The organism is Allobosea sp. NPDC055353 (genome assembly GCF_053644975.1).
Genome location: NZ_JBSHMC010000001.1, coordinates 1,798,871 through 1,825,462, shown reverse-complemented (window position 1 = coordinate 1,825,462; position 26,592 = coordinate 1,798,871). Strand labels below are relative to the sequence as shown.

The window sequence follows — 26,592 nt, the reverse complement described above, 5'->3', positions numbered from 1 at the left end:
ATGTATCGGATCGGTGTGGACGTGGGCGGGACATTCACCGACTTCGTCATGGTCAATACGGAGGGTGGCCCGACCGCTTTCCACAAGGTGCCGTCGACGCCGGACGACCCCTCGCGGGCGATCGCGTCCGGCATCGTCGAGATGCTCGAACTCAACGCGGTCTCGCCGGAGGATGTCGGCTATGTCGGCCATGGCACCACCGTCGCCACCAACATGGTGATCGAGCGGCGCGGCGTTCCGACCGGCCTCCTGACCACCAAGGGCTTTCGCGACGTGCTGGCGATCGGCCGCCAGACCCGGCCCTCGCTGTTCGACTGGTCGGTGCGCAAGCCCACGGAACTGGTCGAGCGGCATCGCCGGGTCGAGGTCGAGGAGCGTCTCGACAAGACCGGGACCGCGCTGACAACACCGGATCTCGCGGCCGTGGAGAAGCTCGTCGTCCAGCTACGGGACAGCGGCGTCAAGGCGGTCGCGATCGGCTTCCTGCACTCCTACCGCAATCCCGAGCACGAGCGGGCGGTGCGCGACCTGATCAAGCGTGTCGCGCCCGAACTCTATGTCAGCGTCTCCTCCGAGGTCGTCGCCGAATTCCGCGAGTATGAACGGTTCTCGACGACCGTGCTGAACGCTTATGTCGGCCCGCATACCCAGAAATACCTGCACCGGCTGCGCGAGAAGATCGCGGCCTGCGGCATCAAGGTCGAGCCGCTGACCTTCCATTCCAATGGCGGGCTCCTGCCGGTGCAGACCGTCGAGGAACTGCCGGTGCTGACCTGCCTGTCAGGGCCGGCAGCCGGGGTGATCGGCTCGGCCCGGATCGGCGCCGAGATCGGCGAGAGCGAGATCATCACCTTCGACGTCGGCGGCACCAGCACCGACGTGTCGCTGATCACCGGCGGACGGGCGCAGTTCACCTCCAGCCGGCTGGTCGCGGGGCATCCGGTCAGGATGCCGATGGTCGACATCCATGTCATCGGCGCCGGCGGCGGCAGCATCGCGCGGCTCGACGATGCCGGCGCGCTGAAGGTGGGACCGACCAGCGCCGGCGCGATGCCGGGGCCGATCTCCTATCTGCGCGGCGGCACCGAGGTCACGCTGACCGACGCCAATATCGTGCTCGGACGGCTGAACCCCGTGGCGCTGCTCGAAGGACGGATGAAGGTCGATCGCGGCCTGGCCTATGCGGCGATCCGCAGCCAGATCGCCGATCCGCTCGGCATCTCCGTCGAGGACGCTGCGCATGGCGTCGTCAGCATCGCCACCGCCAATATGAGCCGGGCGATCCGCTCGGTCTCGATCGAGCACGGGCACGATCTCGCCGGTTTCACGCTCTTCGCCTTCGGCGGCGCCGGCCCCCTGCACGCCGCCGACGTCGCGGAGGAATGCGGCCTCAACAAGATTGTCGTCCCGCAGGAACCCGGCACGCTCTGCGCACGCGGCGTCCTGCTGTCGGATCTCAGCCGCGACTATGTCCGCACGGCCCTCATCCGCGTGAACGAAGAGAGCTGGGCCGAGCTCGTCGCGCTCGGCGCCGAACTCTCCGCGGCCGGACGCGCCTGGCTCGCCACGGAAGCCATTCCCGATGCGGCCAAGGAACTGCACTTCACCCTCGATGCACGCTACCGCGGCCAGAGCCACTACATCCCGGTGCCTCTCGACACGCTGAGCGAGGACGCGCTCGACGCATTCGCGAGCAGCTTCCATCGCGCCCATGCCGACCAGTTCGGCTACAGCCTGGAGGGGCGCGACATCGAGGTCGTCAATGTCCGGCTCAAGGCGGTCTGCCATGTCAGGAAGGGCGAGAGCGTCGCTCCCGTGCAGGGTTCGTCGCTCGATGCCGCCCGGATCGAGACGCGCCAGGTCTATCTCGGTCCGGAGCGCGGCTGGGTCCACACCCCGATCTATCGGCGCGCGCTCCTGCCCGCCGGCGTGCCGTTCGAGGGGCCTGCGATCGTCGAGGAGATGAGCGGCACGACCGTCGTCCTCCCTGATCAGAGCGCCGAGGTCGACGGCTCCGGCAACATCCATATCACGCTGCAGCGTTGAGGACCCGATCATGACGATGTCCAACAGAGCTGCCGGGTCGATCGCCGGTTTCGATGCGATCGCGATGGAGGTCTTCGCCAACCGCCTGCTCTCGATCACCGAGACCATGGCGATCAACATGATGCGCTCGTCCTTCTCGGCACAGATCAAGGAGCGCCGCGACTTCTCGGTCGGGCTGTTCGACGGCAAGGGCCGGCTGGTGGCGCAGGGGACGCATATCCCGGTCCATCTCGGCTCGCTGATGGGCGTGGTCGAAGGGCTGCTCAAGCGCTATCCGCGTGACGAAATCCGGCCCGGCGACGCCTTCATCTCCAACGATCCCTATGCCGCCGGCGGCACCCATCTGCCCGATATCGCGGTCGGCACCCCGGTGTTTCAGGGCGATGAGCTGATCGCCTTCGTCGTCAATATCGGCCATCACACCGATGTCGGCGGCGCCGTGCCGGGCTCGACCTCGCCGACGGCCCGCTCGATCTTCGAGGAGGGGCTGCGCATCCCGGTGATGCGCGTCTGCCGCGAGGGCGAGGTCGACGAGGACCTGCTCAACCTGATCGCGCTGAATTCGCGCCTCCCGGAAGAGCGCCTGCTCGACCTGCGGGTCCAGATCGCGACCAATGCGCGGGGCTCCGATGCGGCGCTGGAACTGGTTCGCAGGATGGGCGTGGACGGCTTCAAGGCGCGCATCCACGACCTTCTCGCCTATACGAAACGCCGGCTCGACCTGCGCATCGCCGGGCTCGCGGCGGGGGCGCCCAGCCGCTTCACGGCCTGGCTCGACGATGACGGCCTGCCCGACGGCGAGATGGTGCCGCTTTGCGCCGCCGTCAGCGTCGAGGACGGCAAGCTCGTGATCGATCTCTCCGGCAGCGGGCCGGAGGCGCGGGGCGCGATCAACATTGCCGAGAACGCGCTCAGGGCCACGGCCTATTACTGCGTCAAGGCGCTGCTCGATCCCGAGCTCATGGCTAATTCCGGCATGATGGATTCGATCGTGCTCAGGGCGCCGGAAGGCACCATCGTCAATCCGCGCTCGCCCGCGCCGGTCGGCTCGCGCACCATCGCCTGCCAGCGGCTCGCCGGAGCGATTTTCGGCGCCTTCCAGCCACTGGTCGACCCGGGCACGCGGATCGCCTCGGCCTATGACGTGCTGCCCTCCTTCGGCTTCTCCGGCCACCGCCCCGAGAACGGCAGCTTCTATATCTGCGGCGAAACGGTCGGCGGCGGCGGTGGCGGGCGCTGCGACGGCGACGGCATGGACGGGGTTCATGTCCATGTCACCAACTCGCTCAACCTGCCGACGGAGGCGATGGAGAACGAATTCCCGCTGCATGTGGAGGAATACACACTGGTCCGGGATTCCGCCGGCTGCGGCCGCTGGCGCGGCGGCATGGGCATCGCCCGCACGGTGCGGGCGCTGCACGACAGGACCAATCTCGAAGCGCGCTCGGACCGGCACAAGGCCGGTGCGCCCGGTGCGGAAGGCGGCGGGCATGGCGGCGTGGGCCGCGTCACCCGCAACCCCGGAACGGGACGCGAGCAGGCGCTTCCCTCGAAGATCGCCCAGCTCCTGATCGACGCCGGCGAAACGGTGCGCATCGCCACGCCGGGCGGCGGCGGCTTCGGGAATCCGACCGAGCGGCCGGTCGCGCTGATCGCAACCGATCTGCTCAACGACATCATGACCGAAGAGCACGCACGGGCCGGATATGGCCACGCGCTGGTCGACCAGGCTCTGACGCTTCTCCGGGAGGGGCGCAGGAAGTCGGCCGCATAGTCGGTCGCGATCGCAGATCCCGCTGCGGCCTCAGGGTTCAGCGGGACACACCGACGTCTCCAGCGAGTCTCATTTCAAGCCCCGAGCGTCCTAGCGCTCGGGCCACGGACTCGGCTTCGCTGCAATATCTATAACTTGAGGAATACCAATCCAGAATTTTCGACTTGGACTTATGGGTTGAAGATGAGGACTTTGGTTCGGGGCGCAATCGAAGGCCCTGCGCGCAGGCCCCGCTGATCCAGCCGCCTGCGGCTTCCAAAGGGGAGCTTCGTAGCGGTGGGCCGAATGGCACCCGTCGATATCTGCCGAAGCCGAACACGGCTCACTTGCAATGGAATGTTGGTCCCGCCGCGCGGCGATCCCGCAATTCCAGCGAAAAACAAAAAAGGAGAGGGTTATGGCGAACAATCGAAACAAGTTGGACGGCCGGCATTTCGCGACGGACCGTCGTCAGTTCCTGCAGGGTGGCGCAGCGCTCGGTGCCGGCCTGCTCGTTCCCGCAGCCTTGTCGAAGGCCGCAAACGCAGCCGCCCCCGGTACGATCACCTACGCTTTGTCGGCCTATCCGCCGAACCTGCGTCCCTTCGACTGGTCCGGCCAGGCCGCGGTGACGGTCAAGGCCCTGTTGTTCCGTGGGCTCCTCTGCTTCGACGAGAAGGGGGCGGTGCAGCCCGAACTCGCCGCGTCCTGGGAGCAGCCCGATCCCCGGACCTATCGCTTCAAGCTCCGCCCGAACGCGACCTTCCAGAACGGCGAACCGGTGACGGCGGAGGACGTCAAGGCCTCGTTCGACGCCATCCGGGGCGCCAAATCCACAGCCTATGTCCGGCAGGCCTTCCAGGCGGTCGAGACGATCACGGTCGAGGACCCGAAGTCGGTCCGCATCGTGCTCAAGCAGCCGACGCCGTCCTTCATCCTGGCGCTGGCCGGGCAGATGGCGCCGATCGTCTTCGCCGGGAAGATGGACGATGCCGATGCGATGATCGGTGCTGGCCCCTACAGGCTGGCAAGTTCGGAAAAGGGCGTATCGCTGACCTTCAAGGCGAGGACCGATTTCTACCGGCCCGGCCAGCCCGCGACCGAGACCGTCCGCTTCGTCGCCTATCCCGATGACAGCCTGCGCATCGCGGCCCTGAACGCCGGCGACGTCGACATCATCGAATATGTCCCGTGGCAGAGCATGAAGGGTCTCTCGCAGACCAAGGGGTTGACGCTCCAGAACTCGCTCGGCTCGTTCATGTACGTGGTCTTCAACCTGAAGGAGGGGCCGTTCACCGATCCGAAGGTGCGCCGCGCCGTGGCTCACGCCGTCAAGCGCGAGGACATCGTCAAGGCGGCCTTCTTCGGCGCCGGCAAGGTGCTGGACGGGGTGCCACTGCCGGCCGGCTCGCCTTATGCCGTCCCGGAGCTCGAGCATCTCTGGCCCTATGATCCCGACCGCGCCCGGAGCCTGCTGAAGGAGGCCGGCGCCCAGAACGTGCAGGCGACGCTGCTGGCGACCAGCACCTACGGCTTCCACAAGGACATCGCCGAAATCATGCAGCAGCATCTGGCGGCTGTCGGCATGCAGGTGAAGCTCAGCCTGCCGGAATGGGGCGTCCGGGTCAGCCAGGGCAATGAAGGGCGCTATCATTTCGCCGTCAACGGCGGCGGGCCGGACCTCGGCGATCCCGACGATCTGACCGCCTTCTTCGGCTCCGGCTCCGATTCCTACCGCCGCTCCTTCGGACTGTCCGACCCGAAGCTCGACGCGTTGCTGAACAAGGGCCGCCACGAGAGCGACACCGCAACCCGCGTGAAGATCTATGCCGATCTGCAGCGTGCGGTCGCCGACAGCGTTCCCGTCACCTTCCTCAATTTCAGGGCGCAGGGCTGGGGCGTGAGCGACCGGGTCAAGGGCTTCAAGGTGCTGTCCGACCAGATGAACAACCAGGTCGGCATGGCCTTCGACACCGCCTCGGTCGGCTGAGCGGGCAGAGGCACAGAGCCGCATCATGCTCGCTTACATTGTGAAAAGATGCGCGGTGGCCGCCGTGATGATCTTCATGGTCGCCACCGCCGTGTTCATGATCCTGCATGTCGTGCCGGGCGATCCGGTCGAGGTCATGCTTTCAGCCGATGGCGGCAAGCCCGACCCCGCCGTCGCGGCCGAACTGCGCACGCGCCTCGGCCTCGACCGCCCGCTCGCGGAGCAATATGCGAGCTATCTGTCGCGCCTGGCACGTGGCGATCTCGGCAGGAGCTTCCTCGACAACGAGCCGGTCCTGAAGAACATCGCGCAACGCCTGCCGCGCACGCTCGAACTGATCGGCGCGGCGACGATCCTGTCCCTGCTCGTGGGAATCCCGCTCGGCGTGCTGGCCGCGCGCAACCGGGGTCGCGGGATCGACCGGGTGCTGGGTACCGCGACGAGCCTCGCCTTGTCGGTGCCGACCTTCGTGCTCGGCACCCTGTTCATCCTGGTGTTCGCGCTGTTGCTGCGCATCGCGCCGGCCGGCGGATTCGTGCCGTTCAGCCAGTCCCCGGCGACGCATCTCACGCTGCTGCTGATGCCGGCGACGGCGGTCGCCGTCGGATTGTCGGCGATCATCATCCGGATGACGCGCTCCACCGTGCTCGACGTGCTCCAGCAGGACTGGGTGCGCACGGCGCGGGCGAAGGGCCTGCGCGAACCGCGCGTCCTGCGCCGCCATGTCGTGCGCAATGCGCTGGGGCCCGTCCTGACGGTGACCGGCCTGCAGATGGGCTCGATGCTCGGCGGCACCGTCCTCGTCGAGTTCATCTTCAACTGGCCGGGCATGAGCGGCTTCCTCGTCAGGGCCGTCGAGCACCGGGACTATCCCGAGGTTCAGGGGGTGGTGCTGGTCACCGCGACGCTGTTCATCCTGCTCAACCTCGTCGTCGACGTGCTTTATTCGGTTCTCGATCCGCAGGTGCGCGCGTCATGAACGGCTTGCTCACCCTGTGGCGGAATCCCAAGGCGCGCCATCTCGCGCCGTCGCTGATCGCCCTGTCCATCCTGATCCTGATCGCCGTCCTGGCACCGGTGATCGCTCCCTACGACCCCCTGACCCTGGATATCGGCGGGCGGCTGGCACCGCCCTCGGCCGAACATTGGCTGGGGCAGGACGAGTTCGGCCGCGACGTCCTGAGCCGGCTGCTCTACGGCGCGCAGGTCTCGCTCAGCGTCGCTCTCGCGACCGGCGCGGTGGCGGCCCTCGTCGGCATCAGCGCCGGCATGATCGGCGGCTATTTCGGCGGCATCGCCGAGGTGCTCACCGTCCGCACGGCGGAATTCATGCTGTCCTTCCCGCCGATCCTGCTCGCTCTGCTGGTCATCGCCTTGACCGGCCCCGGCACGGCGACGCTGATCGTCACGCTCTCGGTCTTCTATGCGCCGGAATTCGCCCGGATCGCCTATGGGGAGGTCCGCGCCGTCAAGCAGAAGGAATATGTCGAGGCGATGCGCGCCATCGGCGCGGGCCCGTCGCGCATCCTGCGGCGGACGATCCTCCCCAACATCGCCGCGCCGCTCTTCGTGCAGTTCTCGCTGGTTGTCGCCTCGGCGATCGTCGTCGAATCCGGACTGAGCTTCCTCGGGCTCGGCATCGTGCCGCCGACACCATCCTGGGGCCTGATGATCCGCGGCGCGCGCGCCTATCTGGAGATCAATCCGCTCGGCCTGGTCTGGCCCTGCGCCGCGCTGGTGACGACGATCTTCATCGTCAACGCGCTCTGCGACGCGGTGCGCGACGTGTTCGACCCCCGCACGACCAAGCTGAAAGGCCTGCCCGAGGGCAAGGAAAGCGCGGGTGACCTGCAGGGCCGGAGCGACGTACACCTTCCCGAAGGCGTCCAGCTCTCCGTGGCGGGGTTGCGGACCGAGTTCGCCACGCCGAACGGCGCCGTGGCCGCGGTGAAGGATATCTCCTTCGATCTCAGGCGGGGCGAGACGCTGGCGGTGGTCGGCGAATCCGGCTCCGGCAAATCGGTCACCAGCCTGTCGATCATGGGGCTGCTGCCGAAGGGCGTCGCGCGGGTCACCGGCGGGCGGATCGCCTTCGCGGCGAAATCGGGCCAGACCTACAATCTGGCCGATCTCCCGGACGAGACGGCCTGCTCTCTGCGCGGCAGCGACATCGCGATGATATTCCAGGAGCCGATGACCAGCCTCAACCCGGTCTACCGGATCGGCGACCAGATCGCCGAGGCGATCCTGGCGCACCGGGATTGCTCGCAGGCTGAAGCGCACAAGCTCGCCCTGGAGATGCTGCGCAAGGTCCGCATCTCGGACCCGGAGCGCCGCCTCGACCAGTTCCCGTTCGAATTGTCGGGCGGCATGCGCCAGCGCGTGATGATCGCGCTCGCTTTGGCCTGCAAGCCGAAGCTTCTGATCGCCGACGAGCCGACCACGGCGCTGGACGTCACGATCCAGGCGCAGATCCTCGAACTGATCAAGGATCTGCAGAAGGAAGAGGGCATGGCGATCCTCTTCGTCACCCACGACATGGGCGTGGTTGCCGAGATCGCCGACCGGACCGTCGTCATGTACAATGGCGAGGCGGTCGAAGCCGGCACCACCGCCGAGATCTTCCGGCGCCCGCAGCATCCCTACACCAAGGCGCTGCTCGCTGCGGTGCCCAAGCTCGGCGCTATGAACGGCCGCGAACGGCCGATGCGCTTCCCGATCGTGGATCGCAGCACCGGCACGTCGGATGTTTCGACGGAGGTTCCGGACACCGTCAGGGACCAGGAGCGCCCTCTCCTTCAGGTCAGCAATCTGACGACGCGCTTCCCGATCCGCTCCGCCATCCGCGGCCGGATCACGGGGCGGGTCCATGCGGTCGAGAACGTCTCCTTCGACCTCCGCGCGGGCGAGACCCTGGCGCTGGTCGGAGAATCCGGCTGCGGAAAGTCGACCACGGGCCGCTCCCTGCTGCGGCTGGTCGAGCCGGAAGCCGGCTCGATCCTGCTCGACGGCGTGGACGTGCTGAAACTGGGCGCCGACGAACTCCGCGAGCAGCGCCGGCGCATCCAGATGATCTTCCAGGACCCGTTCGGCAGCCTCAATCCACGCGAGACTGTCGGCAGGGCGATCGCCGAGCCGCTCGTCATCCACGGGCTCGCCACGCCGGCCAAGGCCCGGGACAAGGTCGCGGACCTGCTGGAGCGGGTCGGGCTGCAAGCCGACATGGCCCGCCGCTACCCGCACGAATTCTCGGGAGGTCAACGCCAGCGCATCTGCATCGCCCGCGCCTTGGCGCTCGAACCGCGCCTGATCGTCGCCGACGAATCCGTCTCGGCGCTGGACGTGTCGGTCAAGGCCCAGGTGGTCAACCTGATGCTCGACCTGCAGGCCCAGATGGGCCTGAGCTATGTGTTCATCTCGCATGACATGGCGGTGGTGGAACGTGTCAGCCACCGTGTCGCGGTGATGTATCTCGGCGAGATCGTCGAGATCGGACCCCGTGCCGCGATCTTCGGCAATCCGCAGCATCCCTATACCAAACGGCTGCTCGCTGCGGTGCCGATCGCGGACCCGGAGCGCCGCCACCAACCGCGCACCGTCTCCAACGCCGAGATCAGAAGCCCGATCAGGCCGGCCGATTTCGAGCCTCCGATCCGCCAGTACCGGACAGTCTCGCCCGGGCACACGGTGATGATCTGGGGAGACGAGTGGGCGCGCGACGCAACCTAGTCGCTTCGCTCCCGCTCGCCGCGGGAGGCACCTTATCCGGCTTCAACGCGCTGGAGCGTGCGCCAGCGCAATTTGGATACGCCTGGAGCGGCCTGAATCACTCCCACTCGATCGTGCCGGGCGGCTTCGACGTCACGTCGTAGACGACGCGGTTGATGCCCTTGACCTCGTTGATGATGCGGGTCGCGGCGCGGCCGAGGAAGTTCATGTCGAAGGGATAGAAATCCGCGGTCATGCCGTCGACCGAGGTCACGGCGCGCAGCGCGCAGACATGGTCATAGGTGCGGTAATCGCCCATCACGCCGACGGTGCGCACCGGCAATAGTACCGCGAAAGCCTGCCAGATCACGTCGTAGAGTCCGGCCTTGCGGATCTCGTCGAGATAGATCGCGTCCGCCTTGCGCAGGATGTCGAGCTTCTCCCTGGTGATCTCGCCGGGGCAGCGGATGGCGAGGCCCGGCCCCGGGAAGGGATGGCGGCCGACGAAGGCCTCGGGCAGGCCGAGCTCGCGGCCGAGCACGCGAACCTCGTCCTTGAACAGCTCGCGCAGCGGCTCGACGAGCTTCATCTTCATGCGCTCGGGCAGGCCGCCGACATTGTGGTGGCTCTTGATCGTGACCGAGGGACCGCCGGAGAACGACACGCTCTCGATCACGTCGGGATAGAGCGTGCCCTGCGCCAGGAAATCGGCGCCGCCGAGCTTGGCGGCTTCGGCATCGAAGACATCGATGAAGAGCCGGCCGATGGTCTTGCGCTTCGCCTCCGGATCGGCGCCGCATTTGGCGAGCTCGGTGAGGAAAAGCTCTTCGGCCTCAACATGCACCAGCGGGATGTTGTAGTGATCCCTGAACAGCCGGACGACCTCCTCGGCCTCGTTCATCCGCATCAGGCCGTGATCGACGAAGACGCAGGTGAGCTGGTCGCCGATCGCCTCGTGGATCAGCACGGCCGCCACCGCCGAGTCGACGCCGCCGGAGAGGCCGCAGATGACGCGGCCGGTGCCGACCTGGTCCTTGATCTTCTTCTGCATCTCGGAGCGATAGGCCGACATGCTCCAGTCCGGCTTGCAGCCGCAGATCTCGACGACGAAATTGCGCAGCAGCTTGCCGCCATCGGGGGTATGGACCACCTCGGGGTGGAACATCGTGGTGTAGAAGCGGCGCTCCTCGTCGCTCGCCACGGCATAGGGGGCGTTCTCGGAGGTCGCCTTGACGGTGAAACCGGCCGGGAGCTGCGTGACGCGGTCGCCATGGCTCATCCAGACCGGATAGCGGCCGCCCTGCTCCCAGACACCTTCGAACAGCGCCGAGGGCGTGACGATCTCGACATCGGCGCGGCCGAATTCGGCAGCATGCCCGCCCTCGACCTTGCCGCCGAGCTGATGCGCCATGGTCTGCTGGCCGTAGCAGATGCCCATCAGCGGGATATTGGCCGAGAAGACCGCCTCAGGAGCGCGCGGGCTGCCCTCGTCCGGCACCGAAGCGGGGCCGCCCGAGAAGATCACGCCCTTCGGCTTCATGCGGGCAAAGGCCTTGGAAGCGGACTGGAACGGGGCGATCTCGCAATAGACGCCGATCTCGCGGATGCGCCGCGCGATGAGCTGCGTCACCTGCGAGCCGAAATCGATGATGAGGATGGAGTCGTGATGGGGCTGAGCGCTCGTCATCGCGTTCCGTTAATGGATCGCGCGGGCGCGTGCAACGGCTGTCCCCGCTTCAGTCCCCGCGCTGGAGGCAGGCCAGATAGAACCCGTCCGTACCGGTGCGCCGCGGCGAGAGCTGCAGGCCGTACGTCGTGGCGAAGCGGGCAAGCAGGGAGAAGTCGCTTTCGGCGCCCCTGAGCACGTCGATCGGTGCGATGGTCGAGAAGCCCGGATGCCTGGTGAGAAAGGCGCGGATCGCCTCGTCGTTCTCCTCCGGCAGCACCGAGCAGGTGATATAGGCGATGCGGCCGCCGGGCTTCACCAGCCTGGCAGCGCGCGCCAGCACCTCGGCCTGGTCCTTGATGCGCTCGGCCAATGCGCCGGGGCGCACCCGCCATTTGGCATCCGGATTGCGCCGCCAGGTGCCTGAGCCGGTGCAGGGAGCGTCGACCAGGACGAGATCGACCTGTCCGGCGATATCGGCGAAGGGCTCGTGGCCGCGCGAGCGGGGAATGCGGACCTCGACGATGCCGGCGCCCGAGCGGGCGAGCCGGTCATGCAGGGGCGCGAGGCGGCGGCTGTCGAGATCGGTGGCGTAGAGGCTGCCGCGATTGGCCATCAACGCCGCGAGCGCCAGCGTCTTGCCCCCTGCCCCGGCACAGAGATCGATCACGGTCTGGCCTGGCCGGGCACCGGCGAGCAGCGTCACCAGTTGCGAACCCTCGTCCTGGATCTCGAAAGCGCCAGCGAAGAAGCCGGGCTCGGTCTGCAGCGAAGGGCCGCGCCCGTCATGGCCGGGCTGGAAACGCAGCGCATCCGGAGACCAGGGCCCCTGCTCCGGCTGGAGATGGGCCAGATCGTTCAACACGGCGTCCCTGCCCGCCTTCAGGCGGTTGACGCGCAGATCGATCGGCGCGCGAGCCGCCAGCGCCTCGCCCTCGGCGATGGCGACCTCGCCCAATCCCGCCCGGAAAGAAGGCCAGAGCCATTCCGGCACGTCAGCCTGCACCCAATCGGGGGCGCCCTCGACCGAGAAGGCGGTGAGAAGCGCGGTCTCGTCGTCGTTCAGCGGCTCCGGCGCGTGATTCTCACCCGAGCAGAGTTCCGCGATTTCCGCGACGCCGAGGCCGCGCAAACCGGCGAGCATGCCGAGGACGAGTGCACGCGGCGTCTCGGACGCCATCGCATAGCCGGAGGAGGCCTTGCGCCGGAGCGCGTCATAGACCAGCGAGGCGATGGCGGCGCGGTCCTTCGAGCCGGCGAAACGACGCGACAAGCCCCAGTCCTTCAGGGAATCGGAGGCCGGCCGGCGGCGCTCGACGATATCCTGGAGCACCTCGATGGCAGCACTGATCCGGGCGGCTGGGGTCATGACGCTTCAATCCTGGCGCCGGACGGCTTCCGGGCGCCGCAAACACGGTGTCGAACAGGTTTCGACCGATTCAAGCATGACGCCGGGGCATAAGCCTGCCGGCGCCACACTCTTGACGCGGTCGTTCCACAAGCGGAAAGACGATGCAACCGCATGTCGCGGCCATTGGGATACACACACATGAAAAGCGCCAGCCGCATCGTCATCCTGAGCCTCGTCGCGCTCGGCCTCGCCGCCTGCGCCACCCAGCAGCCGGACTACACCCCGCCGGCCTCCAAGCCCCTCGACGCCAAGACGACCCTCGAGAACCGCCGCTGAGATTTCGCGCGACGGCAGAGGCTGCGTGCATCACCGCCGGCCGATCCCGCTCGCATCGGCGATCGAACCAAAACCCGCGTCGGCTTTCGCCGGGGCGGGTTTTTATATGGGCGGCGCGCTCGGTACGAGACCCGAGGCTCGCGGCCGCTCGACTTTCAGCCAACTGTCATGCGGATAGCGCCGCTGCTAGCCTTCAACCAGGGTGGAGGAACGGTCGATGACACGCTTCGGGGCTCTCTCGCTGGTTCTTCTATCGCTCGCGCTGGCAGATGCGGCGGAAGCCCAGCAGATCTATCGCCACGAGCCGGCCAAAGGGCTGATCCGCGCCGGTCAAAAGATACTGGTTGATGACGGCAGATGCCCGCGAGGACAGATCCTCGAGGTGACCGGCGGCACAAATCCGGGCCTCAGGGCCCGGCAAGGCCAATCGACGGAGCGTGAACGTCGTTGCATTCCGCGCAGTTGAGCGGTGACAGTTTCGACCAGACGCTTCCGCGTGGCGTCCCAGACCCGCCCCACATTCATCCCAGCGCCAGCCTTCATGGCGGCGTCACATCCGCCGACCTAAGTTCGCCGGCATTTCCGCGAGACCGGGCCAGGCCATGACAAAGAACGTCCTTCTCTCAACCACGCTCCTTGCCGCGCTGTCCTTCCAGGCACCGGTCGCGCTTGCGCAGGCGGCCCCGACGCGGTCGGGCCAGAAGCCGCTCGTCATCGCCCATCGCGGCGCCAGCGGTTACCTGCCCGAGCACACGATCGAGGGTTACAAGCTCGCGATCGAGCAGGGCGCGGATTTCATCGAGCCGGACCTCGTCTCGACCAGGGACGGCGTGCTCGTCGTCCGCCACGAGCCGATGCTATCAGGCACGACCGATGTCGCGGATCGGCCGGAATTCGCCAATCGCAAGACCACCCGCAAGGTCGACGGCGTCGACACGACGGACTGGTTCGCCAATGATTTCACCGCCGCCGAGATCAAGACGCTGAAGGCGAAGCAGGCCTTTGCCGACCGCGACCCCTCGCATAACGGCCAATACCAGATCCCGACCTTCCAGGAGGTGATCGACCTCGCCAAGGCTGAAAGCACCCGCACCGGCCGCACCATCGGCATCTATCCCGAAACCAAGCACCCGACCTATCACGCCGCGCTCGGCCTCGCCTTCGAGGACAAGCTTCTGGACATGCTCAAGGCCGCCGGCTGGACCGACAAGAGCGCGCCGGTCTTCATCCAGAGCTTCGAGACCGCGAACCTGAAATACCTGCGCAAGAAGACGCAGTTGCGCCTGGTCCAGCTCGTCGATGGCGACGGTGTCGACAAGGAAGGCAAGGTCACGCTCGCCGCGCCCTTCGACCGGCCCTATGATTTCGCCGTGCTCGGCGACAAGCGGACCTTCCAGGACATGCTCTCGGCCGAGGGCCTCAAGGAGATCGCGACCTATGCCGATGGCGTCGGGCCGTGGAAGCCCTATCTGATCGGCGCCAGGCAGACGATCGGCGCTGATGGCAAGCCGCAGGACCTCAACGGCGACGGCACGATCGACGAGCGCGACCGCACGCTGGTTGCGCCGACCAACGTCGTGAAGGACGCTCATGCCGCCGGCCTGCTGGTCCATAGCTGGACCTTCCGCAGCGAGCCGAAGCGGCTGACCTCCGATTTCAAGGGCGATGCGGGCGCCGAGTACAAGGCCTTCATCGCGCTCGGACTCGACGGCCTGTTCTCGGACTTCCCCGACCAGGCCGTGAAGGCGCGCGACGGCAAATAGGCCTCGTTCCGGCAGAAGGCCCGCGACGCTCGGCATCGCGGGCCTTCTTTATGGTTGGCGGCTGCACCTGTCGGCGCGACTGAACTCAGTCGCAGACGCGGGTGGTCCGGCGCACCATGCCGCGCGGGGTTTCGCGCTCGGTCGTCACGGTGCGGCAGTCGCCGCGGCGATAGTTGGCCCGGCGCCATTCGCGCTCGCGATGGCGGTCATAGCGGTCGCGCCGCTCCTCGCGGATTTCACGGTCCATGGCCCGCTCGCGCGGCGAGCGCGTATCGACGCTGACGCCGCCGGGGCCGACATTGATCGACTGGGCATAGGCCCCACCGCTCGCCAAGAGGGCGGCGACCAGGACAGGAACAAGACGTTTCATGACGTATCCTCCGTTCCCATCACCAACGGGTTACGTAAGGATTCGTTCCAAAACAGGACGGCTCGCCGGTTTCCAGGGCATGCGCTCGGCCTGACGTTTAGCGCTCTCGCGCCCGCAATCCCTCGCCCACCGGATACCCTTGAAATGCAAAACGCGCCGGCAGAGCCGGCGCGTTGGCAATCCTTGGCGGAAGCGCCTGCCCTCAGTGCAGGATCTGCGAGAGGAAGAGCTTGGTGCGCTCGTGCTGCGGGTTCTTGAAGAACTCGTTGGGCGTGTTCGTCTCGACGATCTGACCGGCATCCATGAAGATGACGCGATCGGCGACCTGGCGGGCAAAGCCCATCTCGTGGGTGACGCAGAGCATGGTCATGCCCTCGTCGGCCAGCGAGACCATGGTGTCGAGCACCTCCTTGACCATTTCCGGATCGAGCGCCGAGGTCGGCTCGTCGAACAGCATGATCTTCGGGCTCATGCAGAGCGAGCGGGCGATGGCGACGCGCTGCTGCTGGCCGCCGGAGAGCTGGCCTGGATACTTCGCCGCCTGCTCGGGGATCTTGACGCGCTTGAGATAGTGCATCGCGATCTCCTCGGCGTCCTTCTTGGGCATCTTCTTCACCCAGATCGGAGCGAGCGTCAGGTTCTCCAGGATCGTCAGATGCGGGAACAGGTTGAAGTGCTGGAAGACCATGCCGACATCGCGGCGGATCTCGTCGATCTTCTTGAGATCGTTGGTGAGCTCCGTGCCGTCGACGATGATCTGGCCCTTCTGGTGCTCTTCCAGCCGGTTGATGCAGCGGATCATCGTCGATTTGCCCGAGCCGGACGGGCCGCAGATGACCAGCTTCTCGCCGCGCGAGACCTTCAGGTTGATGTCGCGCAGGACGTGGAACTCGCCGTACCACTTGTTGACGCCGATCATCTCGACCGCGGTCTCGGTGTTCAGCGAGGTCGGCTTCAGCGCCGCCGGGCGTGTGTCCATCGTCTTGGTTTCTGCCATTGCCATGGTTGTCGTCCCTCTCAACGTTTTTGGCCGGCGGCGAGGCGCTTCTCGACCGCGATCGAGTAGCGCGACATTCCCCAGCAGCACAGGAAATAGAAGATGGCGGCGAAGGCGTAGCCTGTCGACCGTGTCGTCGGCGTCGCCCAGGTCGGATCGATCAGCGTCGCCTCGATCGTGCGCAGGAAGTCGAAGATGCCGACGATGGTGACCAGCGTCGTATCCTTGAACAGCCCGATGAAGGTGTTGACGATGCCGGGGATCACGATCCGCAGCGCCTGCGGCAGGATGATCAGGCGCATCATCTGCCAGTAGCCGAGGCCGAGCGACATCGCGCCCTCGTACTGGCCCTTCGGCATGGCCTGCAGGCCGCCGCGCACCACCTCCGCCATATAGGCGGCGGCGAAGAGCGCGACGCCGATCAGCGGCCTCAGCAAACGGTCCGGCGAATATTCCTGCGGCACGAAGAGCGGCAGCATGGTGTTGGCCATGAACAGCACGGTGATCAGCGGCACGCCGCGCACGAACTCGATGAAGATCACCGAGAGCAGCTGGATCGCCGGCAGCTTCGAGCGGCGGCCGAGCGCGAGCAGCACGCCGAGCGGCAGCGAGAAGACGATGCCGACCGCCGAGATCAGGAAGGTCACGGTCATGCCGCCCCAGAGGCCGGTATCGACGCGCGGCAGCCCAATCTTGTCCGCCAGCACCGCCAGCAGCCCGAAGACGACGAGCGAGATCAGGATCAGGCGCTTGGGCCGGTAGAAGCGCTGCCAGGCCGGCATGGTCTCCTCGACCGCAAGCTGGCCCTCGCCGATCCAGAACTTCATCAGCCCCGGCGCGAAGGAGAGCACCAGATAGAGCACCGCCAGCGCGAAAGTGACGAGGATCAGGAAGCGCAGGAAGCTCTCCGCGCGCTCGCCGCCGAGCAGCAGGATGAAGGCGCTCGCCGGCATGATGACGAAGAAGAAGAAGAAGCCGACCTTCTTCAGCGGCATCTTGTTCCAGAGCAGCCAGACCACGCCGAGAGCGAACATCGCGAAGACGATGTTGACGCGCCAGCGTTCCGCCACCGGATAGGAGCCGTAGATGAAGTACTGGGTGCGGTCAGCGATATAGGCCCAGCAGGCGCCGACCGGGCGCCCGACCTTGTCGGCGAGGCAGGCATCGCGGTTCGTGCCGGTCCAGACCGCGTCGATGAAGTAGAAGCGGACCATTCCCGGAACCGTGTCGACCACCAGCCAGACGCAGAGCAGCGTCAGAATGGCGTTGAGCGGGCTGGAGAACAGGTTCGCCCTGATCCAGGCCAGCGGGCCGGCGACGGAAAGCGGCGCCGGCTCCTGCGGAAGCGTCTCCTTGCGGACGAAGGCGTAGGGCGCGTTCTCGGTTGTTGCGTCGGTCATCGCGCGGCCCTCACCGTTCCACCAGCGCCATGCGCTTGTTGTAGATGTTCATGAACAGCGATGTCACCAGCGAGATCGTCAGATAGACCGCCATCGTGATCGCCACGACCTCGACCGCCTGGCCTGTCTGGTTCAGCACCGTGCCGGTGAAGACCTGGACGAGATCGGGATAGCCGATCGCCACCGCCAGCGACGAATTCTTCGTCAGGTTGAGGTAGTTGGAGGTCAGCGGCGGGATGATGACGCGCATCGCCTGCGGGATGACGACAAGCTTCAGCGTCGGCCCGTTGCGCAGGCCCAGCGCATGGGCGGCCTCGGTCTGCCCTTTCGACACCGCGAGGATGCCGGCGCGCACGACCTCGGCGATGAAGCCGGCCGTATAGGTGGTCAGGCCGATCAGCAGCGCGACGAATTCAGGGAAGATCTGGATGCCGCCGCGCAGGTTGAAGCCGGCGAGCTCGGGGTAGACGAAGGTGACCGGCCGGCCCAGAGCGAAATAGATCAGCGCCGGCACGACCACGATCAGGGCGAGCGCGACCCAGCCGATCGGGTATTGCCTGCCGGTCGCTTCCTGCTGCTTGTGCGCCCAGGAGCGGAAGACGAAGGTGGCAACAAGGCCGATCAGGAAAGCCCAGACGATCAGGCTGCCGCCGGGGCCCAGGTGCGGATCGGGAAGGTAGAGGCCGCGGTTGTTGAGCAGCGCTCCGGCCGGCAGCGCGATCGACTGACGCGGGTTCGGCAGCGGCTTCAGCACCGCGTTGTACCAGAAGAACAGCTGGAGCAGCAGCGGGATGTTGCGGATGATCTCGACATAGATCATCGCCAGCTTGGCGATGACCCAGTTGTTCGACAGCCGGGCGACACCGACGAAGAAGCCGAGGAAGGTCGCAAAGATGATGCCGAGCCCGGCGACCAGCAGCGTGTTCAACAGGCCGACGATGAACGCGTCGCCATAGGTCGAGCCGCCCGCGGCCGAGAACGGGATCAGCTTCTGGTTGATGTCGAAGCCGGCGGCGTTGTGCCAGAAGCCGAAGCCGGAGGCGATCTTCTGCGCGCGCAGGTTCTCGATCGCGTTCGAAGCCGCCGACCAGACCAGGAAGACGACGATCGCCACCAGAGCGGCCTGATAGACATAGCCCCGGACCTTCGGGTCGTAGAATAGCGACGCCTTGCCGGGTGATACCTGTTCGCTCGGAATGCTCGACACCTGTCACGCCCTTTTTGTTTCGCTTGTCGTGGCCGGCGATCCTGCAGCGGTGCGGTTGCGCTGCGGTCGTGTTGTTATCCGTGCCACTCTTCTGGTTTTGCGAACGGCGCCCGGCCGGCAGGCCGCGCGCCCTTCCCCTACGTCCCGGCCCGGCCCAGCGCGTTGCGCTGCGACAGGTACCCGGCACCGGCGGTCGCCGGCGCGATGATGTTCCTCATGCGGTTCCCCTTTCGGAGCGGGTTCGTCCCGCCCTCGGCCAGCTAGCAAGCCGCGCGCCAGGCGCGCGACCCCTGCCTTGATTCCCTCGTCTCGCACAGGGCTGCCTCGCCCTGTCCCGTCATCTTTCGAACCGGCCGCCCGCTGGTCGTCTTCAGCGGATCGGCGGAGCGTATTGCAGGCCCCCCCTGGTCCACAGCGCATTCTGGCCACGTTCGATCTTCAGAGGCGAGTCCCGACCGAGATTTCGTTCAAAAGATTCACCATAATTGCCGACATGGCGAACGATGCGATAGGCCCAGTCGCGATGCAGGCCGAGCGCCTCGCCGAAATTGCCCTCCAGGCCGAGCAGCCGGCGGATATCAGGCCGCTCCGAGGCCCGCATGGAATCGACATTGCCCTGGCCCACGCCCAGCTCTTCGGCATCGACCATGGCGAAGAGCGTCCACTTCACCAGGTCGAACCATTGGTCGTCGCCATGGCGGACGGCGGGGCCGAGCGGCTCCTTCGAGATCGTCTCCGGCAGGATGACGTGTTCCTGCGGCGCTGCCAGCTTCATCCGCTGGATCGCGAGCCCGGCCCGGTCATAGGCATAGGCGTCGCAGCGGCCGCTGGCATAGGCGTCGACGGTCTCCTCGCTGCCCTTGAAGGTGACGATCTCATATTTCAGGCCGTGGCTGCGAAAGAAGTCGGCAACATTGAGCTCGGTCGTGGTGCCCTGCTCCGTGCAGACGGACGAACCGGCAAGCTGCAATGCAGAGGTCAGGCCGAGTCTGGCACGAACCATGAAGCCTTCGCCGCCATAGAAATTGATGCCGGTGAAGTTGAGACCGAGCGCGGTATCGCGCGCCATCGACCAGGTCGAGGTGCGTGACAAGAGATCGACCTCGCCCGTCTGGAGCGCGGTGAAGCGGTCCTTCGACAGGAGGGGAATGAATTTCACCTTCTCGGAATCGTCGAAGATCGCGGCCGCGACGGCCCGGCAGAGATCGACGTCGAAACCGGTCCAGCGCCCCTGCCTGTCGGGAATGGAAAACCCCGCCAGCGAGGGAGCCACGCCGCAGATGACGGCGCCGCGATGCCTGACCTGCTCCAGCAGGCCGCCGGCGGGCGCCGCTCGTCCGCTATCGGGCGCGAGGGCGGCCATGGCGGCCAATGCCAGCGCAAGGATGGTCGGCATCCAGGCCTTTCCCATGGCGGAATCAGAACCGGCGGAATCAGACCCGGGTGACAGCGGTGGCGACACCACGCGGCGGTCGACGTTCAGATGATCGCGGCCGATCGACGAGGACCGCTTCGGTATGCGCATGCGAGAACGGGGCGCCGGTCAGACCAGCGCCCCGCATGCCTCTCAGCGAACCGGCGGGGCGTATTGCAGGCCGCCCTTGGTCCAGAGACCGTTCTGGCCGCGGGCGATCTTGAGCAGCGAGCCCTGGCCCACGTTGCGCTCGAAGGATTCGCCGTAGTTGCCGACATGCTTGACGATGCGGACGACCCAGTCCGGCGTCAGGCCGATCTGCTCGCCGAACTTGCCCTCGGTGCCGAGCAGACGCTTGATCTCGGGGTTCTCGGACTTCAGCTGCTGGTCGACATTCGCCTGGGTGACGCCGAGTTCCTCGGCGTTCAGCATGGCGAAATGGGTCCACTTCACCAGGTTGAACCACTGCGGATCGTTGTTGCGGACGGACGGGCCGAGCGGCTCCTTCGAGATGATCTCCGGCAGGACGAGATGCTCGTCGGGGTTCGTCAGCTTCAGGCGCTCGGCATAGAGGCCCGAGGCGTCGGTGGTGAAGGCGTCGCAGCGACCGGCATCGTAAGCCTTGACCGTCTCGTCCGAGGTCGCGAAGGCGACGACTTCGTACTTGAGGTTGTTGGCGCGGAAATAGTCGGCGAGGTTGAGCTCGGTCGTGGTGCCCTGCTGGGTGCAGACCGACGCGCCCGAAAGCTGCAGCGCCGAATTCACGCCGAGCTTCTTGCGGACCAGGAAGCCCTGGCCGTCATAATAGTTCACACCGGTGAAGAGCAGGCCGAGCGAGGCGTCGCGCGTCATCGTCCAGGTCGAGTTGCGGACGAGCACGTCGACTTCGCCCGACTGGAGCGCGGTGAAGCGGTCCTTGGCCGAGAGCGGGATGAACTTCACCTTGCTGGGATCGTTGAAGATCGTCGCGGCGATGGCACGGCAGAGATCGACGTCGAGCCCCTTCCAGTTGCCCTGCGCATCCGGCACGCCGAAGCCGGCGAGGCCGGTATTCGAGCCGCAGTTGAGGATGCCGCGCTGCTTGACCTGCGCCAGCGTGGCCTGGGCCGAGGCCCCCGTCGCGGACATCGCCAGGCCGATGCCTGCTGCAAGGGCGGCTGCTACAAACTTTTTCATCGGTACTCTCCCGTTGGAACCCCTGTCCGGCTGATGCCGGAAGATTTGTCTGGTCCCGCCGCCGGCGGCTTTTTCGCCGCTCGGTTCATCCCGCTTTCGCGCGGCGTCCCCATATCCTCGCGTCGATTGCCAGAGCGACTCATGAGCGTCAAGCAACCGCCATACGCATGAGCCGCCCCTTGTTCGCTGCATATATCACATGCGAGTTTGGGGGGAGTGGTCAAGCCCGGCCACAATTTTTCCGTTTTTGGCCGTGCCTTTCCATGAAAAAGCTGACTTCGCCTGAATTTGCGCGCCTCGGCGAGCGCACGCGCCTCGTACTGGCAGGCCGCGACCCCGCCGACAGCTACGGGTTTGTCAATCCGCCTATCGTACGAGGCTCCACGGTGGTCTATCCGAACACCGAGGACTTCCTGGTGCGCAAGGCGCGCTACACCTACGGCACGGACGGCAACCCGACGATCGACGCGCTGATCGCCGCCGCCAACACGATCGAGGGCGGCGCCGGCGTCGTCGTCACGCCATCGGGCCTGATGGCCTGCACGCTGGCCTTCCTCACCCTGCTCTCGGCCGGCGATCACGTTCTGGTGACGGACAGCGTCTACCGGCCGACGCGGATCTTCTGCGACACCTTCCTGAAGCGGATGGGAGTCGAGACGACCTATTACGACCCGCTGGTCGGCGGCGATATCGCCAAGCTGTTCAAGCCGAATACCAGGGCGATCTGGACCGAGGCTCCGGGCTCGCAGACCTTCGAGATGCAGGATATTCCGGCGATCGTCGCTGCTGCGCATGAGCGCGACATTCTCGTCGCGATGGACAACACCTGGGCGACGCCGCTGTTCTTCGATGCCCATGGCTTCGGCGTCGACCTCTCCGTGCAGGCCGGCACCAAATATTACGCCGCCCATTCCGACGTGCTGATCGGCACCGTCTCGGCCCGCACGCCGGAGCTGTTCAAGGCGTTGCGCGCGACCTGGGGCCAGCTCGGCCTGATCATCGCCCCGGAAGACGCCTTCCTGACGCTGCGCGGCATGCGCACGATGGCGGTCCGCCTCAAGGAGCAGATGCCCGCCGGCATCGCGATGGCGGAATGGCTGCGCGAGCGGCCCGAGGTCGCTCAGGTCCTGCACCCCGCCCTGCCGGGCGCGCCCGGGCACGAGATCTGGAAGCGCGATTTCACCGGCGCCTCCTCGCTCTTCACCTTCGAATTGAAACCGGTCTCGATGAAAGCCGTCGGCGCGATGCTGGACGGGCTGACGCTGTTCGGGATCGGCGCTTCGTGGGGCGGCTACGAGAGCCTCGTCCTGCCCTTCGACTGCAAGATCTATCGCACGGCGACCGAGCCCGGCTTCAAGGGGCCGACGATCCGCATCCATATCGGGCTGGAGGACATCGAGGATCTCAAGGCCGATCTCGATGCCGGCTTTGCGCGGTTGCGGGCGGCGGGCTAAGCCAGCTCCCTTGTCATTCCGGGGCTTCGCCCCGGAAACCACGATCAGGCACTCCGCTTTTAACCGAACACCTGATGTCTCACCCAGTCGTGGGTTCCGGGTTCGCGCCTGTGGCGCGCCGCGGAATGACAAGAGGTGTGCGATCGAATACTGACAGGCGTCAGAGCCTGCCGATCTCGAAATCGCGGCCAAGCAGCTTCGCAAGCTGCTTAAGCCGGCCCTCGACGCGCTCGCTCGCCAGCGCCGAGAGATCGTCGGGAAAACGCAGCAGCAGGCGATTGTCGACGCAAGCCGCCGGGATGCGCGGCAGGATGCCTGCCATGCCGGCCGAAAGCAGATAGGCGACGCGGAAGATCGCCGCGATCAGCAGCGCCCGCGCGAGAGCGGCCGGCGGCAGCAGCGTCTTCAACCCCGCCGCTCCCGGCGAGCTTGCCTTCATCCCGGCATAGCGGTGGAAGATCGCCAGCGCCAGGAAAGCCCGCCCGACATGGTCGATGCCGGTGAAATAGGCATGGGCGATGACGTTCATGCTCTGCTCGCCGCGATAATCCGGATGGGCGCGCCAGCCGATATCGGAGAGCAGGCAGACGGTCTCGATCATCCGGCCGGATGGCTCGTCCTGCGGCAGGCCGGCGGTTTCGAGGATGCCGCGGGTCCAGGCGATCAGCTCGGTCGCGTGGCGGGGATCGCGGGCGCGCAGCAGGTTGTAGTCGCGCGCGGCCTGCAGGAGCGGGTCGGCATTCTGCTCCTCCGGCGAGAGCTGCTCGTGCAGCAGGCCTTCGCGCACGCCCTGCGCCGAGATGATGATGCCCCGCGGCTTGCCGCGCTTGATCAGCTCATCGAGCACCAGCGCACCATAGGCGAGCAGCGGACGGCGGGCCGACGAAACCGAATCGATCGCATCGAGCACCGAGGCATCGGCGCGCTCGACCAGCTTGACGAAATCGGCGACGTCGCGCGTCGGCACGGCATAGCCGTGCATCACGTTCAGCGGATAGGCCATGCGGTGCTGATGAAGGGTGGCAAGCGCACGCCAGGTCCCACCGACGGCATAGAAATCCCGCCCCTTCATCGCAGCGAGCTGCGGCAGCTTGTCGAGTTCGTCCTTGACGATCTTCTCGGCAGCCCTCAGCGAACCCTTCGAGCGGTCGAGCAGGGCAAGACCGCCCAGCGGCACGCTGGCGCCCTGCCCCACCGCACCGTCCTTCACCGAGATCAGCTCCAGGCTGCCGCCGCCGAGATCGCCGACGACGCCGTCCGGCACATCGAAGCCCGAGATCACGCCGAGGCCGGAGAGCACGGCTTCGCGCCCGCCCGAGATCAGTTCGATCGGCTGGCCGATCGCCTCCTCGGCGCGCTCGATGAACTCGGGCCCGTTGCTGGCATAGCGCGCCGCCGCCGTCGCGATGACGCGGAGTTCCCCGACATGCATGGCTTCGCAGAGGATGCGGAAGCGGACCAGCGCGTTGATCGCCTTGGCGATGGCATCGTCGGCGAGGCGTCCGGTCGTGGCGACCTGGCGACCGAGACCTGCCATCTCCTTCTCGTTGAAGACCTGGGCGGGCGCGCGCGCCAGCATCTCGTAGACGACGAGACGGACCGAATTCGAGCCGATATCGACGATGGCGATGGTATGGGAGAGCGCGAGCCGTCCCGGCGCGTGCCTGGGCTCAGGCCTTGCGTCCCCCTCGGCGTGCGAGGGAGCGGGGACTTGAATTGGAGAGCGATTTTCCACGTCCGGACAGACTCGGGTTCGTCATGAAGTACTTATGCGCATTGAACGGCTCTTCGTTCGGCGCGGGGACAATGCGGCGCGAGCCGCCATCGGGCAATATCGTCCAGCTCTGCTCGTTGTCGAGCAGGTTGGCCAACATGATCTGGTCCAGCAACTGCTGATGCACCGTCGGGTTCAGGATCGGCGTCAGCGCCTCGACGCGGCGATCGAGATTGCGCGGCATCAGATCGGCCGAGGAAATGTAGATCTTGGCCTTGGGCCCGGGCATGCCGTGGCCGGCACCGAAAGCGTAGATGCGGGTATGCTCGAGGAAGCGCCCGATGATCGATTTGACGCGAATGTTGTCGGAGAGGCCGGGCACGCCCGGCCGCAGGCAGCAGATGCCGCGCACGACGAAGTCGATCTCGACGCCGGCCTGGCTCGCGTCATAGAGCGCGTCGATGATCTCCGGGTCGACCAGCGAATTGCACTTGCCCCAGATCGCGCCCTTGCGGCCGGCTTTCACATGCGCGATCTCCTCGGCGATGTCGGCGAGCAGGCGCTGCTTCAGGCCGGTCGGCGAGACGGCCATGCGCTCCAGCCCGGCGGGCTCGGCATAGCCGGTGATGAAGTTGAAGACGCGCGCGACGTCCTGCGCGATCACCGGATCGGCGGTGAAGAAGGAGACGTCGGTATAGATGCGCGCCGTGATCGGGTGGTAGTTGCCGGTCGCGATATGGCAGTAGCTGACGAGCTGCCCGGCCTCGCGGCGCACCACCAGCGAGAGCTTGGCGTGGGTCTTGAGCTCGATGAAGCCATAGACGACCTGGACGCCGGCGCGCTCCATCTCCTTGGCCCAGCGGATATTGGCTTCCTCGTCGAAGCGAGCCTTGAGCTCGACCAGTGCCGTCACCGACTTGCCGGCCTCGGCCGCTTCCGTCAGCGCCTTGACGATCGGCGAGTTCGACGAGGTGCGGTAGAGCGTCTGCTTGATCGCGACGACATTGGGATCGCGCGCCGCCTGCTGCAGGAACTGCACGACGACGTCGAAGCTCTCATAGGGATGGTGGACGAGAAGGTCCTTCTGGCGGATCGCAGCGAAGCAATCGCCGCCATGTTCGCGGATGCGCTCGGGGAAACGGGCATTGTAGGGCTTGAACTTCAGGTCCGGCCGGTCGACGCCGACGAGCTGCGAGAGCTCGGTCAGGCCGATCAGGCCGTTGACCTCGACGACCTCGTCGCTGTCGACCTTGAGCTCGCGCACGATCAAACGGCGCAGATGGTCGGGCATGCCGGTCGAGAGCTCGAGCCGGATGACGACGCCGAGGCGGCGCTGCTTCAGCATGGTTTCGAAGACGCGGACGAGGTCCTCTGCCTCCTCCTCGATGTCGAGATCGGAATCGCGGATGATGCGGAAGGAACCCGCCCCCTTCACCTCATAGCCGGGGAAGAGCTTGCTGATGAACAGCGAGACCGCGTCGTCGAGCGCGATGAAACGATGCAGCCCCTCGCGCGCCAGGTCCGGCAATTCGATGAAGCGGTCGATCTTGGTCGGCACGCGGATCAGCGCGTCGAGCTGACGGCCATCATTCTTGCGCTCCAGCGCCAAGGCGATGGTGAAGCCGAGATTGGGGATGAAGGGGAAGGGATGCGCCGGGTCGATCGCCAGCGGCGTCAAGACCGGGAAGATGTAGTTGAGGAAATAGTCCTCCAGCCAGATCCGGTCCTGCGAGCCGATATCGCCGGGCTGGAGCAGGTGGATGCGGTTCTCGTGCAGGTCGTGGCGCAGTTCCGCCCAACGCGCCTGCTGGTCGGCGGTCAGTGCCGCGACGGCCTCGCCGATGGCGACGAGCTGGCCGGCCGGCGTCAGGCCGTCCTGGCTGCGCGTGGTCACGCCGGCCTTGAGCTGCTCGCGCAGGCCGGAGACGCGGACCATGAAGAACTCGTCGAGATTGTTCGCGGAGATCGAGAGGAAGCGCAGCTGCTCCAGCAGCGGGTGGCTGCGATTCGAGGCCTCCTCCATGACGCGCCGGTTGAACTGGAGCCAGGAGAGCTCGCGGTTCATGAAACGCTCCGGCTGATGGCGCAGGGGCGCCGGATCAGCCTCGCTGGAAAGCTTCTCCGACTCGTCGATCACCGTGTCGAGGGTCATGCGCTTCACTCGCGTCCTGGTCATCTTGCCGCTCATGCCGCCGTTGAAGCCATTCTAGTGCGACGGTTCGATGACAAGCGACATGATTTGAAGCA

At 66.4% G+C, this 26,592-nt stretch carries 19 protein-coding genes and 1 pseudogene; 10 read left to right on the top strand and 10 right to left on the bottom strand.

Features of this window, described 5'->3' with window-relative positions:
- From ACWIEX_RS08420 to ACWIEX_RS08395, 6 genes and pseudogenes are all read left to right on the top strand, one after another.
- The gene (locus ACWIEX_RS08420; protein ID WP_454032619.1) at positions 1-2,046 is read left to right on the top strand and encodes a hydantoinase/oxoprolinase family protein; all 2,046 of its coding nucleotides are present in this window, start codon (positions 1-3) and stop codon (positions 2,044-2,046) included.
- Between the two features lie 10 nt (positions 2,047-2,056).
- Positions 2,057-3,820 (top strand): hydantoinase B/oxoprolinase family protein, encoded by a 1,764-nt coding sequence (locus ACWIEX_RS08415; RefSeq protein ID WP_454032618.1) that lies wholly within the window; start codon positions 2,057-2,059, stop codon positions 3,818-3,820.
- A gap of 397 nt (positions 3,821-4,217) precedes the next feature.
- The gene (locus tag ACWIEX_RS08410) at positions 4,218-5,789 is read left to right on the top strand and encodes an ABC transporter substrate-binding protein (protein ID WP_454032617.1); all 1,572 of its coding nucleotides are present in this window, start codon (positions 4,218-4,220) and stop codon (positions 5,787-5,789) included.
- 25 nt (positions 5,790-5,814) lie between these two features.
- Complete coding sequence (locus ACWIEX_RS08405; protein WP_113587409.1) at positions 5,815-6,768, top strand: ABC transporter permease; 954 nt, start codon at positions 5,815-5,817, stop codon at positions 6,766-6,768.
- Positions 6,765-7,583 (top strand): annotated as a pseudogene (locus ACWIEX_RS08400) (ABC transporter permease); the annotation flags it as partial. The gene ACWIEX_RS08405 and the pseudogene ACWIEX_RS08400, both read left to right, overlap by 4 nt.
- Before the next feature lie 54 nt (positions 7,584-7,637).
- Entirely contained in the window at positions 7,638-9,518 is a 1,881-nt protein-coding gene (locus ACWIEX_RS08395) for an ABC transporter ATP-binding protein (RefSeq protein ID WP_454033483.1), read from the top strand.
- Positions 9,519-9,615: 97 nt separating this feature from the next.
- On the opposite strand, the gene guaA is transcribed toward ACWIEX_RS08395, so the two are convergent.
- Together guaA and ACWIEX_RS08385 are read right to left on the bottom strand one after the other, a co-directional pair.
- Complete coding sequence (gene guaA / locus ACWIEX_RS08390; RefSeq protein ID WP_454032616.1) at positions 9,616-11,184, bottom strand: glutamine-hydrolyzing GMP synthase; 1,569 nt, start codon at positions 11,182-11,184, stop codon at positions 9,616-9,618.
- Between the two features lie 49 nt (positions 11,185-11,233).
- Entirely contained in the window at positions 11,234-12,532 is a 1,299-nt protein-coding gene (locus tag ACWIEX_RS08385; protein WP_454032615.1) for an RsmB/NOP family class I SAM-dependent RNA methyltransferase, read from the bottom strand.
- A 180-nt stretch (positions 12,533-12,712) separates the two neighbouring features.
- Between ACWIEX_RS08385 and ACWIEX_RS08380 the strand changes: the two genes are divergently transcribed.
- From ACWIEX_RS08380 to ACWIEX_RS08370, 3 genes are all read left to right on the top strand, one after another.
- Positions 12,713-12,850: a lipoprotein gene (locus ACWIEX_RS08380; RefSeq protein ID WP_454032614.1), complete on the top strand. Its 138-nt coding sequence runs from the start codon at positions 12,713-12,715 to the stop codon at positions 12,848-12,850.
- Between the two features lie 217 nt (positions 12,851-13,067).
- Positions 13,068-13,316 (top strand): DUF6719 family protein, encoded by a 249-nt coding sequence (locus ACWIEX_RS08375; RefSeq protein WP_454032613.1) that lies wholly within the window; start codon positions 13,068-13,070, stop codon positions 13,314-13,316.
- A gap of 136 nt (positions 13,317-13,452) precedes the next feature.
- Positions 13,453-14,613, top strand: a complete 1,161-nt coding sequence (locus ACWIEX_RS08370; protein ID WP_454032612.1) for a glycerophosphodiester phosphodiesterase — start codon at positions 13,453-13,455, stop codon at positions 14,611-14,613.
- 85 nt (positions 14,614-14,698) lie between these two features.
- On the opposite strand, the gene ACWIEX_RS08365 is transcribed toward ACWIEX_RS08370, so the two are convergent.
- The 6 genes from ACWIEX_RS08365 to ACWIEX_RS08340 all read right to left on the bottom strand — a co-directional run bounded on the left by ACWIEX_RS08365 (position 14,699) and on the right by ACWIEX_RS08340 (position 21,177).
- Positions 14,699-14,983, bottom strand: coding sequence for a hypothetical protein (locus ACWIEX_RS08365; protein WP_454032611.1), 285 nt, complete (start codon positions 14,981-14,983; stop codon positions 14,699-14,701).
- Between the two features lie 202 nt (positions 14,984-15,185).
- Positions 15,186-15,962: an amino acid ABC transporter ATP-binding protein gene (locus ACWIEX_RS08360; protein ID WP_454033482.1), complete on the bottom strand. Its 777-nt coding sequence runs from the start codon at positions 15,960-15,962 to the stop codon at positions 15,186-15,188.
- Between the two features lie 38 nt (positions 15,963-16,000).
- Complete coding sequence (locus ACWIEX_RS08355) at positions 16,001-17,380, bottom strand: amino acid ABC transporter permease (protein ID WP_454032610.1); 1,380 nt, start codon at positions 17,378-17,380, stop codon at positions 16,001-16,003.
- Positions 17,381-17,390: 10 nt separating this feature from the next.
- The gene (locus ACWIEX_RS08350; protein ID WP_454033481.1) at positions 17,391-18,578 is read right to left on the bottom strand and encodes an amino acid ABC transporter permease; all 1,188 of its coding nucleotides are present in this window, start codon (positions 18,576-18,578) and stop codon (positions 17,391-17,393) included.
- A gap of 379 nt (positions 18,579-18,957) precedes the next feature.
- Positions 18,958-19,983: an amino acid ABC transporter substrate-binding protein gene (locus ACWIEX_RS08345; RefSeq protein ID WP_454032609.1), complete on the bottom strand. Its 1,026-nt coding sequence runs from the start codon at positions 19,981-19,983 to the stop codon at positions 18,958-18,960.
- Positions 19,984-20,154: 171 nt separating this feature from the next.
- Complete coding sequence (locus ACWIEX_RS08340) at positions 20,155-21,177, bottom strand: amino acid ABC transporter substrate-binding protein (RefSeq protein ID WP_061963792.1); 1,023 nt, start codon at positions 21,175-21,177, stop codon at positions 20,155-20,157.
- A 263-nt stretch (positions 21,178-21,440) separates the two neighbouring features.
- On the opposite strand from ACWIEX_RS08340, the gene metC reads away from it, so the two are divergent.
- Positions 21,441-22,631 carry a cystathionine beta-lyase gene (metC, locus tag ACWIEX_RS08335; protein WP_454032608.1) on the top strand — a complete coding sequence of 397 codons (1,191 nt, stop codon included), beginning with the start codon at positions 21,441-21,443 and terminating at the stop codon, positions 22,629-22,631.
- A 160-nt stretch (positions 22,632-22,791) separates the two neighbouring features.
- On the opposite strand, the gene ppx is transcribed toward metC, so the two are convergent.
- Positions 22,792-24,366, bottom strand: a complete 1,575-nt coding sequence (gene ppx / locus ACWIEX_RS08330) for an exopolyphosphatase (protein WP_454032607.1) — start codon at positions 24,364-24,366, stop codon at positions 22,792-22,794.
- A complete protein-coding gene (locus ACWIEX_RS08325) occupies positions 24,302-26,521 on the bottom strand; it encodes an RNA degradosome polyphosphate kinase (protein ID WP_454032606.1) in 2,220 nt (739 codons plus the stop codon). Before ACWIEX_RS08325 ends, ppx begins: the two co-directional genes overlap by 65 nt.
- Positions 26,522-26,592: the final 71 nt, after the last annotated feature.

What these genes read in the sequence shown, in the direction of transcription:
- ACWIEX_RS08360 (WP_454033482.1), bottom strand. Translation starts at nt 15,962, where the DNA reads ATGGACACACGCCCGGCGGCGCTGAAGCCGACCTCGCTGAACACCGAG.
- ACWIEX_RS08340 (WP_061963792.1), bottom strand. Translation starts at nt 21,177, where the DNA reads ATGAAAAAGTTTGTAGCAGCCGCCCTTGCAGCAGGCATCGGCCTGGCG.
- ACWIEX_RS08405 (WP_113587409.1), top strand. Translation starts at nt 5,815, where the DNA reads ATGCTCGCTTACATTGTGAAAAGATGCGCGGTGGCCGCCGTGATGATC.
- ACWIEX_RS08365 (WP_454032611.1), bottom strand. Translation starts at nt 14,983, where the DNA reads ATGAAACGTCTTGTTCCTGTCCTGGTCGCCGCCCTCTTGGCGAGCGGT.
- ACWIEX_RS08410 (WP_454032617.1), top strand. Translation starts at nt 4,218, where the DNA reads ATGGCGAACAATCGAAACAAGTTGGACGGCCGGCATTTCGCGACGGAC.
- ACWIEX_RS08420 (WP_454032619.1), top strand. Translation starts at nt 1, where the DNA reads ATGTATCGGATCGGTGTGGACGTGGGCGGGACATTCACCGACTTCGTC.
- ACWIEX_RS08345 (WP_454032609.1), bottom strand. Translation starts at nt 19,983, where the DNA reads ATGCCGACCATCCTTGCGCTGGCATTGGCCGCCATGGCCGCCCTCGCG.
- ACWIEX_RS08325 (WP_454032606.1), bottom strand. Translation starts at nt 26,521, where the DNA reads ATGACCAGGACGCGAGTGAAGCGCATGACCCTCGACACGGTGATCGAC.
- guaA (WP_454032616.1), bottom strand. Translation starts at nt 11,184, where the DNA reads ATGACGAGCGCTCAGCCCCATCACGACTCCATCCTCATCATCGATTTC.
- metC (WP_454032608.1), top strand. Translation starts at nt 21,441, where the DNA reads ATGAAAAAGCTGACTTCGCCTGAATTTGCGCGCCTCGGCGAGCGCACG.
- ACWIEX_RS08415 (WP_454032618.1), top strand. Translation starts at nt 2,057, where the DNA reads ATGACGATGTCCAACAGAGCTGCCGGGTCGATCGCCGGTTTCGATGCG.
- ACWIEX_RS08370 (WP_454032612.1), top strand. Translation starts at nt 13,453, where the DNA reads ATGACAAAGAACGTCCTTCTCTCAACCACGCTCCTTGCCGCGCTGTCC.
- ACWIEX_RS08385 (WP_454032615.1), bottom strand. Translation starts at nt 12,532, where the DNA reads ATGACCCCAGCCGCCCGGATCAGTGCTGCCATCGAGGTGCTCCAGGAT.
- ACWIEX_RS08375 (WP_454032613.1), top strand. Translation starts at nt 13,068, where the DNA reads ATGACACGCTTCGGGGCTCTCTCGCTGGTTCTTCTATCGCTCGCGCTG.
- ACWIEX_RS08380 (WP_454032614.1), top strand. Translation starts at nt 12,713, where the DNA reads ATGAAAAGCGCCAGCCGCATCGTCATCCTGAGCCTCGTCGCGCTCGGC.
- ACWIEX_RS08355 (WP_454032610.1), bottom strand. Translation starts at nt 17,380, where the DNA reads ATGACCGACGCAACAACCGAGAACGCGCCCTACGCCTTCGTCCGCAAG.